This is a genomic window from Kitasatospora sp. NPDC018058 (assembly GCF_044327205.1).
Lineage (GTDB): Bacteria > Actinomycetota > Actinomycetes > Streptomycetales > Streptomycetaceae > Kitasatospora.
The window spans coordinates 71,641-80,784 of the sequence record NZ_JBIRFA010000005.1; the positions used below are offsets into that span (position 1 = coordinate 71,641).

Here is a 9,144-nt window from a genome sequence, read left to right on the forward strand (position 1 = left end):
TTTCGCCGTTTCGGTGCTGTGCGCACACCGGACCGGCCACCCCTGATCCGTGATTTCTTCGGCACCCGTCGGCCGGAGGAATTCCTCACTCTGCCAATCGACCGGTCGCATATCCCATCTCGAAAGCGCGCACGGCGATTCCGACCCGATTCCTGACGCCCAGCTTCCGCTGAATGCTGGCCACATGGGTCTTCACCGTGCCCGCCGAGATGAACAGTTCACCGGCGATGTCGGAGTTGGTCTTCCCCTCGGCCACCTTCCCGGCGATCTCCACCTCCCGATCGGTGAGCGACTCGACCATGGTCGGGCCGCCCGGCCGGCCGCCGGTGACGTGTTTGAGCAGCCGGACCGTGATGGACGGACTGATCAGGCTGTCGCCCGCCATCGCGGCCCGGACCGCCTCGACCAGCAGCGTCGGGCCCGAGCGTTTGAGCAGGAATCCGGAGGCGCCGTGGCGCAGCGCCGGGTACACGTATTCGTCGAGATCGAAGGTGGTGACGACGACGACCTTGATCGGCGGCGTCGCCGAGGGGCCGGCGAGCAGGCGGACGACCTCCAGACCGTCCATGCGCGGCATCCGGATGTCCACCAGCGCCACGTCAGGCCGGAGTTGGCGCGCCGCTTGCACGGCGGCGACACCGTCCTCAGCTTCGCCGACCACCTCCATGTCCGGCTGGTTCTCAAGGATCCGCCGCATACCGCGGCGGACCATCTCCTGGTCGTCTGCGAGCAGTAATCGAATGGTCACAGCCAGGAATTCTGTCATACACCGGCGGACCGGATGATCCGGTCCGCCGGGTGGGGCCCTGGTCCGGTCAGCCCTGCTGGGCCACCAGGCTCGCCGGCCGCATGTCCGTCCAGTTGGTGTTGACGTAGGCGATCGCGGCCTCACGGTCGGCGTCGGCCAGGACCGTGCGCCAGCCGGCCGGTACGTCCGCGAAGACCGGCCACAGCGAGTGCTGGCCCTCGTCGTTCACCAGGACGTGGAAGGAGCCGTCGGGGTCGTCGAACGGGTTGGGGGTGCTCATGGTTGCGCCTCCTCAGGCCGGGATCTCGGTTCGTTGGTGGCTGTGGAACGGCACCGGCGCGAGCTCGCGGCTCTGCAGCAGGGCCATGCCGAGCGAGGTGAGGGTGTGCAGTGCGGTGTTCCGGTTGCGCGCGGTGGTGATCAGGCCCGCCCTGCGCAGGACCGCCGCGTGCTTGCTGGCTCCGGCCAGCGATATGCCCAGCCGTTCGGCGAGTTCGCCGGTGGTGCAGCTGTCGGTGAGCGCCTGGAGCGCCGCGGCCCGGGTGTGGCCGACCAGGGCCCCGAGCGCCTGCTCGTCCGACTCCCACGTCTCCCAGAGCCCGGGCTTGACGGCCGAGCCGATCGGGAAGACCACGGCGGGCCCGCCGGCCTCGCGGTCGTCGTCGATGAACACGCAGGACGGGTCGTTGAGGAAGAACGAGGGGCTCAACACCAGCCCCCGGCCGTTGAGGTGGACATCGCGGTCCGGCCCGCCGCGGACTTCGAGGACCGGCGCGTTCCAGTGCAGCCTCGGATGGATGGCACTCAGCAGCCGCTCCGCCCCTTGGGCGATCGCGATCCGGCCACGGGCGTCCCGCACCCGCTCCAACTGCGGCCTGATGTCGGTCCAGTACGGCAGGACCGCGACCTGGGTGAACCTGCTCAGCAGCGCCGTCGACGTGGTCTGGCCCTCGCCGTACCCGGACGGCCCCAACAGTTCGATCAAATCCGTTAAGTTCGGAGCCTGTTGGGCGAGTAACTCCAGTTCGGCGGTGCGCGCCCCCAGCGCGGCGCGCACCCGCATGCGCCAGGGGTGGAACAGCACGCTGCCGCTGTTGCTGAACCGGTGGAGGGCGAAGACGCCCTCGGTCAGTGGCCCCAGTCCCGCGACCATGCGCAAGCGGGCTAGATCCTCTACAGTGAAATGAATTCTCAACACAAAGCACGCCCCCGTGATCACTGTGTCTTCGGCTGGTTCAGTCCTTGCTGTCCATCAGGACTCGCCCCCCGTGCAGCGTCTCGGCGTACGAGAACACGTGACCGGCTCCGACTTCGATCGGCGCGAGCCCCGCGAAGTCCGCACCCAGTACATCGAGGAATCCCATCTCGGCCGTGCCCGACCACACTTCTGAAAACTCCACACCGGACACCTGGGACGCCACGAGAGTCGGCCTGCTGGGGCTGGTCATAGTCCAGTCCGGAAAATGCAAAGTATGTGCCAACGGTACCATGTGCAACGCCGGTGGTTCGGGGGCGATTCCCGTGAGTGTCACGGTCGCTTCGACCGCCCTCCGGCCGTGGACGGACAGCGTTCCGGTGAACTTCCCGCCGGCCTCCAGCCGGGGTGCGGCCCGGCCCACGGTGGCCGCACGGGTCTGGTGGACCGACCCGAACTGCTTGGGCATGCCCTGCAGCCACCCGCGCATCATCGGCACCGGCTGGTCGACCCAGGCGAACGGGCAGCGGGCCATCGGCTCGCCCTCGAACTCGCAGGCGAGCAGCACCAGGAACTCGGAGAAACGGTTGTGGCCGGGCTCGGCCAGCTCCTCCTCCGACTCCGAGCACCACTGCCACTCGGCGAAGACCGCCGCCGCGGCGCCGGCATCCCGGCCCGGGGTCAGTCCGGGCGGCAGGAAGGCCGCCGCGGCATCGGGGTCCACGCGGTAGTCCACCATCACCACCTCGCCCGTGAAGTGCCACGGGGGCGGGGTGATCATGGACGACCGGCCGGACGGGGAGAGCGGCAGGCTGTACCCGCGCAGGCCGCCCACGACGGCGGGCATCCCCTCATCGGTCACGGACACGTTCGGCTCCTGTCGGTAGCTAGGACGTCGATGGGTGAGGCATCGACGGGTGGGGCAGGGTGCGCCATGCGGCGGCCAGCCGCTCGGTGGCCATCGTCAGCCGCTCGGGCGAGTTGAAGCTGAAGGCCAGCCGGAACGAGTGCGCGCCGCCGGGGCCGAACCGCGAACCGGCGGCGATCCGCACGCCGGCCAGCGCGGCGGCCCGGAGCAGCTCCGCCTCCGGCAGTCCGGCCACCGGCTCCAGCCAGAGGAAGTAGCCGCCGGACGGCACCCGGAAGCGGACCGGTTCCGGCCGGTCCACCGCCCGCAGACCCTCCGCCAGGACGTCCCTGCGCAACCTCAACTGCTCGCGTAGGAAGGCCACATGGCGGTCGTACTCGCCGTTGCCGAGCATGACGGCGGCGGCCAGCGAAGCGACGTGGTTGAGCGACCCGCCGCTGACGAACAGACCGTGCGAGGCCAGCCGGTCGACCAGCGCGGGATCGCCGAGCAGCCAGCCGAGACGCAGTCCGGGGGCCAGCGTCTTGGCGAAGGTGCCCAGTCGGAGCACACCTTGATGCCCCGCCAGCGCGGTGAGCGACGGCGGCGGCTCCGCCGCCGGGTCGAGCGCCAGACCGGCGTACGCGTCGTCCTCGACGACCAGCAGCCCGTGGTCCGCCGCCACCGCGAGCAGCTCCCGCCGTCGGGGGGTCGGCAGCGTCCGGCCGGTCGGGTTGTGGAACGTCGGGTTCAGGTACAGGAAGGCGGGGCGCACACCCTCCCGCTCCAGACCCCGGAGGGTCTCCCGCAGCCCCTCCGGCGAGGTGCCCGCGGCATCCGCGGGCACCCGCCGGAGGGTCAGACGGCAGTCGGCGAAGAGCTTCTGCGCCAGGTCGTAGCAGAGGCCGTCGACCAGCACCGCGTCGCCCGGGGAGGCCAGCGCGGTGGAGATCAGGTACAGCGCCTGCGAGGTGCCCGAGGTCACCAGGACGTTCTCCGGCGCGCACGGGTGCCCGTCCGCACGGGCGGCCCGCTCGGCGAGCGCCTCCCGCAGGGGGGCCGCGCCGGCGTTGGTCCCGTACGCCAGCGCGGCGGCGCCGAACTCGGCCAGGGCCGCCGCCTGGGCCTCCCGCAGCAACTCCACCGGGAGCAGCGCAGGTTCGAGGTAGCCGGGCCCGAGGTCGATCACCCCGGGCTCGGCCGTCTCCTGCACCAGGCCGCGCTGCCAGCGCCGGGTGTGACGGGCGGCAGCCGTCGCCAGGGTCACCGGCTCTCCAGTACGGTCCTGAGCAGGCGGACCGACTCGGTCAGCGGCTCGCGCGAGCGGGCCAGCGCGATGCGCAGCATCCGGTCGCCCTCGGCCGGGTCGGCCCAGTGGAACTGCCGGCAGGGCAGGGCGAAGACGTTGTGCTCCTGCAGCGCCTCCCACACCTCGGTGCCGGTCCGGCCGGAGAAGCGGACCCGCTCCACGCTGGTCCGGCTGTCCGGGTCCGGGAAGTCCACGCCCGGCACGTCGGCCAGAGCGGCGCGGACCACGGCCCGGTTGCCCGCGATGAACTCGTGCAGCTCGGCCAGGCCGCCGGACGCCGCGTCCTCGGCGAAGCGGCGGATCAGCGCCAGGATCAGCGGCGAGACGCCCAGCAGGATGTCGGAGTAGATCTTCTCCACCGGCAGCCCGAGGTGCTCGGAGGCGACCAGCAGGCCGGCCTTCAGGTCGAGCGTGGGCCAGAGCTTGCCGGTGTCCTCGATCACCGCCCAGCGGCAGCCGCTGGCGTCCAGCACTGCGTAGTGGTCGTAGTGGGCGCGCGGGTCGAAGCCGCGGAAGGACGTGTCCAGGGCCAGGATCACGTCGTGCTCGGCGCACTGCTCGGCCAGCCGGCGCAGCCGGTCCTCGCCGAGCACCCGGCCGGTGGGGTTGTTGGGCGTGGTCACGAAGACGCAGCCCACCGAGGCCAGCAGCTCCGGCGAGAGGTCCTCGTTGTGCAGCGGGTCCTCGGCCACCGGGACCAGCTTGAGGCCGTTGCCGCGCAGCAGGTCGGCGATGTTGTCGAAGGTGGGGTGGACCAGGGCGACCGTCTCCACCTTGGCCGACAGCGCCCGGGAGAGGATCTCCATCGCGACGGACGAGGAGTAGCAGCTCATCACCCGGCCGTGCTCGGCCGGGTAGCTGTGCTGGCCGAGCAGGGTGAAGTAGGCCTCGTGCGCCTCCCGTTCGATCCGCTCGACGGGACGGTGCTCGCCCTCGGCGAAGAGCAGCGGAAGCTCGTCCACGATCTTGGTCTGGCCCGGGGTCAGCGCCTGCCGGGCGTGTCCGTCCGCGATGTTCAGCTCGCTGTTGAGGGCCAGGAACTCCCATTGGGTCAGATTGCCCTTGCTCTGCAGCATTTCGGTCACGGTTAACCTCGCGTGAGAGAAGTCGGGGGGATCGTCGGTGACGGTCAGTAGATGACCCGGGAGTCGGCGCTGAGCCGGTACTCCCGGGATTTGCGCAGGTCACGGGCGATGTTGAGGCGGCGCAGCCAGCGGTCCGTCCCGTCGTAGCGGGCGCGGAACGGCTTGCGTCCGTGCACCACCCGGTAGTTGTCGAGGAAGACGATGTCGCCGGGCTCCAGCACGACGCCGGTGAGGGCGCGGTCGATGGCGGCACCGGCGGCGTCGAGCGCCCGCTGCTCCTCGTCGCCGTGGACTCCCTGCATGTAGTAGGGGTCGATGACCAGGTAGGGGTCGTCGGGGTCGCCGAACAGGACGGCCAGCGGGTCGGGCTGCTCCAGCGCCCGCTCGACCCGGTCCAGGGCGCGCCGGCGCAGCCGCTCCTCGCGGTCCGCCACCCCGGCGGGCTCGGCGCCGCCGCGGTGCGCGTCGTCGGGCAGGATGCGGAAGCGCGGCTCGCTGAGCGCGGCCCGGGTCTCCTCGTCCAGCTCGACGTCGGCGATGTCCGCGACGGTGGTCTCGACGCCGTCCGGATTCCGCAGGCACATCAGACCGAGGTAGTCGGTGCGCAGCGGGTGGAAGGCGTCCTCGGTGTGCCAGCTGAGGGTCTCGGCGCTGCCCCAGCCGATCTGGTCGTTCTCGTGTGACTGGACCGGGTAGACGTCGTGCATGATCAGGCCGTCCTGCTGGGTGGCCCAGCCGATCGGGTCGCCGAGCACGCTCCCGATCAGGAAGAAGGCGATGTCCTGGCGGAGCGAGGGGGACGGCGCGGGCTTGCTGCGGCGCTCGGCCGGGGTCGCGCCGAGCGCCCCGTCCTCGACCCGGAGGCCGGAGACCACGATGGTCCCGGACTTCTCGGCCAGCCGGAACTCGTTGAGCTCCGCGCGAAGCCGACGGGGCAGCTCCTGGGCGTAGGTGCGGCTCTCGCGCTGGAACGCCGACGACTCCACGGTGTCGTACCGCTGGGCGAGTTCGTCGGCGATCGCCTCGACGGCCGAGACCTCGTCGCCGGTGAGTCGGACACGGGTCACGAGCGGGTACCTCCTTGACAGGTCTGCGACGGAAACGCCTCGGTGCACTTGGAGCCTCACCGATGTCCACCCGGGGTTTCCAGTCACTTGAATCGAGAGTGAAATTGCCGTTCCACCGTCACGGTGGTTACTCCTGGGCCTGGCCGGAGGAGGTCGGGAAGCGGCGCAGCACGGGGCTGGCGGTCGTCCCGACAGCGATCAGCGCCAACGCCGCGCCACAGGCCAGCACGGCGTCCGTACCGCCCCCCGACCTGGCCACCAGCACCCCGCCCACCAGCGGCCCCAGCGCCCCGGCGCCACTGGAGCACAGCGCGCTGATGGAGCTCACCCGACCCCGCATGCCGTCGGGGGTGACCAGGAGCTGATGGGTCATCACCGTGGTGTTGGCCACGGGCGCGAACAGGGCGGCCAGGCCGAGCAGCACTCCGAGCGGCACCCCGCCCGAGACGACGGCCATCAGGCCGGTCGCGACGGCGGCCAGCCAGGCGAAGCCCAGCACGATCACCGGGGCCGGCAGCCGCCGGTGGAGCCAGGGTGCCAGGGCGGCCCCGAGCAGGCCGCCGGCGCCGAGACAGGCCATCATCAGGCCGATCTCGCCGGGGGCGGCGTGGTCCTCGTGGGACAGCGCCAGGATGATCACCAACAGGGCGTTGAAGACCAGGTTGGTGCCCATCATCCAGAGCAGCGTGGTCCGCAGCACCCGGTTGCGCAGGACCCAGCGGAACCCGGCGGCCATCTCGCCGCCCATCCCCCGGTCCGCCTCCCCGGTGTCCGGGCGGGCCGCCGCGGGCAACCGGAGCAGGGTCATCGCACCGGCCGAGAGGGCCAGCATCGCGGCCGTCACCGTGAAGGGGTCGGTCGGATGCACGCTGAACAGGAACCCGGCGACGGACGGGCCGAGCAGGGTGGCCACGTACGGGCGGGCGGCGTTGCGGGCCACCGCGGTGGAGAGCTGGGACTCCGGGACCACCTGCGGCAGGGCCGCGTGCTCGGCCGGCTCGAAGACCGAGCCGAGCACCCCCTCCAGCACCACGACGGCCAGCAGGTGCCAGTAGCTGTAGCGGTCCAGGGCCAGCGCGGCGGCGAGGCTCCCCATGCCGACGGCCCGCAGGCCCTGACAGATGAGCATCACGGCGCGCCGGTTCCAGCGGTCCGCGATCGCGCCGGCCGGGATGGCGGCCAGCATCCGGACGGCGGCGAGCACCGAGGAGGCGATGCCCATCTGGATCGCCGATCCGGTGTGCGCCAGGATCAGCAGCGGGACGGCCACCATCGCGATCTCGAAAGCGAGTTCGGAGAGGAGCTGGCCGGTCCAGAGGACGTTGTAGTCGCGGTTGCGGGACAGCGGCCGCAGTGGCGCCGGCGGGCCGGTCGGCTCACCACCGGTCGGCTCGCCGATCGACTGGTCGGTCGACTCGTCCGTCGGCTCGTCGGTCGGGCGTGCGACTCTCATCGGCTCACCGCGCCGCGGGTCACCCCGCGGCGCGCGAGCCGACCGGACACCTGGAGGTACTCGACCCGGCCGGTGCCGGGATCACGGAGGAAGCGCCCGGCGAAGGCAGGCCCGCCGGACGGATCGCCGCCCGCCTCACGCATGGTGAAGCGCAGGTCGGCGGTGCAGCTCAGCTCGTACCGCGGCGGGCCGCCGAGACCGAGCAGCAGCCCGGGCCCGCCCCGGGAGACCGTGTACCGCAGGTCCCCGTTGGCGTAGTCGCCCAGGCAGTCCTCGGGCGCCGGGCCCGGGTCGTCGTCCGGCTCCCCGGCCGAGGGGCCGGGGCCCGGGACGGCGAGTCCGGCCGCCCGGAGGCAGCCGACCAGCTCGGCCCAGAGGTTCTGGCCGGTGTTGGCGTTGGTGGTGAGGGCCACCACGGTGCCCTCGGCCGGTTCGAACCTGAGGTGGCAGGAGATCCCGTCGCCGGTGCCGTCGTGGCCGTACCAGTCCGGGCCGCCGTCCCGGTAGCGGGCCCAGCCGAGCCCCCAGCCGTCGGCCATCCCGTACGGCCCGAAGGGGACGCCGGCGAGCTGGTCCCGGCACATCTCGGCGACCGTCTCCGCAGCCAGCAGCGGGCCCGGCCGGGCCAGGAACTGCCGGGCGAACAGGGCGGTCTCCTCGGCGCTCAGCGCGAGCGCGCCGACCGGCGCCTCGACCACCGACATGCCCTGCTCGGCGACCGGGAGCGTCCGCCGCCCCGAACCGCGCACCACGTGGCCGCCGACCGAGGAGCGGCCTCGCGGGTCACGGACGTCCCCGACGAAGGCCGGGGTGAGGTCGAGCGGGGAGAGCAGGATCGCGTCCAGCGCCTCCGGCCAGTCCATGCCGGTCGTCTCCTCGACCACCAGGCCGGCCAGGGCGTAGCCCGTGTTGGAGTACGAGAACGCCGTTCCCGGCGCGGCCACCGGGGCCTGCCGGTTGGCGTGCCTGGCCGCCCAGCGGCGGGCGCTGCCCGTCCGCCCGACCTCCTCGGGCAGCGCCGCCGGCAGCCCGGAGGTGTGGCTGAGAACCTGCCGGACGGTCCCGGCGGTGTCCAGCCCGGCCTCCGGGAGGTGGTGGGTCAGGAGGTCGTCCAACTCGACCTCCCCGTCCGCGACCAGGGTCATCACCAGCGCCGCGGTGAACGGCTTGGTGAGCGAGGCGAGCGGGAACGCGGTGTCCCGGCGGACCGGCCGGCCGCCGCCGAGGACCTGCTCCCCGACGGCGGCCGAGACGGTCCGGCCGCCGTGGTGAACGGCCAGCTGGGCACCGGGGACCCGGTGCGCGCGGGCCAGGCGTTCCAGCAGCGCGGAGAGGGTCGGCTCGTCGATCCGGTGCTGGTCGTCCACGGCCACCCGGCCCCTCACAGCACCCTGGTCCTTCACAGCCACCTGGTCCTCCACGGTCACCCGCTCGCTCCTT

9 protein-coding genes are annotated in these 9,144 nt (G+C 72.2%); all 9 read right to left on the reverse strand.

The genetic code is table 11. The annotated features are described in order from the left end of the window. Positions 1–85: 85 nt before the first annotated feature. The 9 genes from ACH4E7_RS08825 to ACH4E7_RS08865 all read right to left on the reverse strand — a co-directional run bounded on the left by ACH4E7_RS08825 (position 86) and on the right by ACH4E7_RS08865 (position 9,131). Complete coding sequence (locus tag ACH4E7_RS08825; protein ID WP_396248514.1) at positions 86–748, reverse strand: response regulator; 663 nt, start codon at positions 746–748, stop codon at positions 86–88. 67 nt (positions 749–815) lie between these two features. Beyond that, complete coding sequence (locus tag ACH4E7_RS08830) at positions 816–1,028, reverse strand: MbtH family protein (RefSeq protein WP_396248297.1); 213 nt, start codon at positions 1,026–1,028, stop codon at positions 816–818. Between the two features lie 12 nt (positions 1,029–1,040). Then, complete coding sequence (locus ACH4E7_RS08835; RefSeq protein WP_396248515.1) at positions 1,041–1,901, reverse strand: ArsR/SmtB family transcription factor; 861 nt, start codon at positions 1,899–1,901, stop codon at positions 1,041–1,043. An 82-nt stretch (positions 1,902–1,983) separates the two neighbouring features. Then, complete coding sequence (mppR, locus tag ACH4E7_RS08840) at positions 1,984–2,811, reverse strand: enduracididine biosynthesis enzyme MppR (RefSeq protein ID WP_396248298.1); 828 nt, start codon at positions 2,809–2,811, stop codon at positions 1,984–1,986. A gap of 19 nt (positions 2,812–2,830) precedes the next feature. Next, positions 2,831–4,057: an aminotransferase class I/II-fold pyridoxal phosphate-dependent enzyme gene (locus ACH4E7_RS08845; protein ID WP_396248299.1), complete on the reverse strand. Its 1,227-nt coding sequence runs from the start codon at positions 4,055–4,057 to the stop codon at positions 2,831–2,833. Continuing rightward, positions 4,054–5,175 (reverse strand): enduracididine biosynthesis enzyme MppP, encoded by a 1,122-nt coding sequence (mppP, locus tag ACH4E7_RS08850; RefSeq protein WP_396248300.1) that lies wholly within the window; start codon positions 5,173–5,175, stop codon positions 4,054–4,056. Before mppP ends, ACH4E7_RS08845 begins: the two co-directional genes overlap by 4 nt. 53 nt (positions 5,176–5,228) lie before the next feature. Then, positions 5,229–6,251 (reverse strand): guanitoxin biosynthesis L-enduracididine beta-hydroxylase GntD, encoded by a 1,023-nt coding sequence (gntD, locus tag ACH4E7_RS08855; RefSeq protein WP_396248301.1) that lies wholly within the window; start codon positions 6,249–6,251, stop codon positions 5,229–5,231. 127 nt (positions 6,252–6,378) lie between these two features. After that, entirely contained in the window at positions 6,379–7,704 is a 1,326-nt protein-coding gene (locus ACH4E7_RS08860; protein WP_396248302.1) for an MFS transporter, read from the reverse strand. Beyond that, a complete protein-coding gene (locus tag ACH4E7_RS08865; RefSeq protein ID WP_396248303.1) occupies positions 7,701–9,131 on the reverse strand; it encodes a serine hydrolase domain-containing protein in 1,431 nt (476 codons plus the stop codon). The genes ACH4E7_RS08860 and ACH4E7_RS08865 overlap by 4 nt, the downstream gene beginning before the upstream one ends. Positions 9,132–9,144: the final 13 nt, after the last annotated feature.

What these genes read in the sequence shown, in the direction of transcription:
- ACH4E7_RS08830 (WP_396248297.1), bottom strand. Translation starts at nt 1,028, where the DNA reads ATGAGCACCCCCAACCCGTTCGACGACCCCGACGGCTCCTTCCACGTC.
- ACH4E7_RS08835 (WP_396248515.1), bottom strand. Translation starts at nt 1,901, where the DNA reads ATGGTCGCGGGACTGGGGCCACTGACCGAGGGCGTCTTCGCCCTCCAC.
- mppP (WP_396248300.1), bottom strand. Translation starts at nt 5,175, where the DNA reads ATGCTGCAGAGCAAGGGCAATCTGACCCAATGGGAGTTCCTGGCCCTC.
- ACH4E7_RS08860 (WP_396248302.1), bottom strand. Translation starts at nt 7,704, where the DNA reads ATGAGAGTCGCACGCCCGACCGACGAGCCGACGGACGAGTCGACCGAC.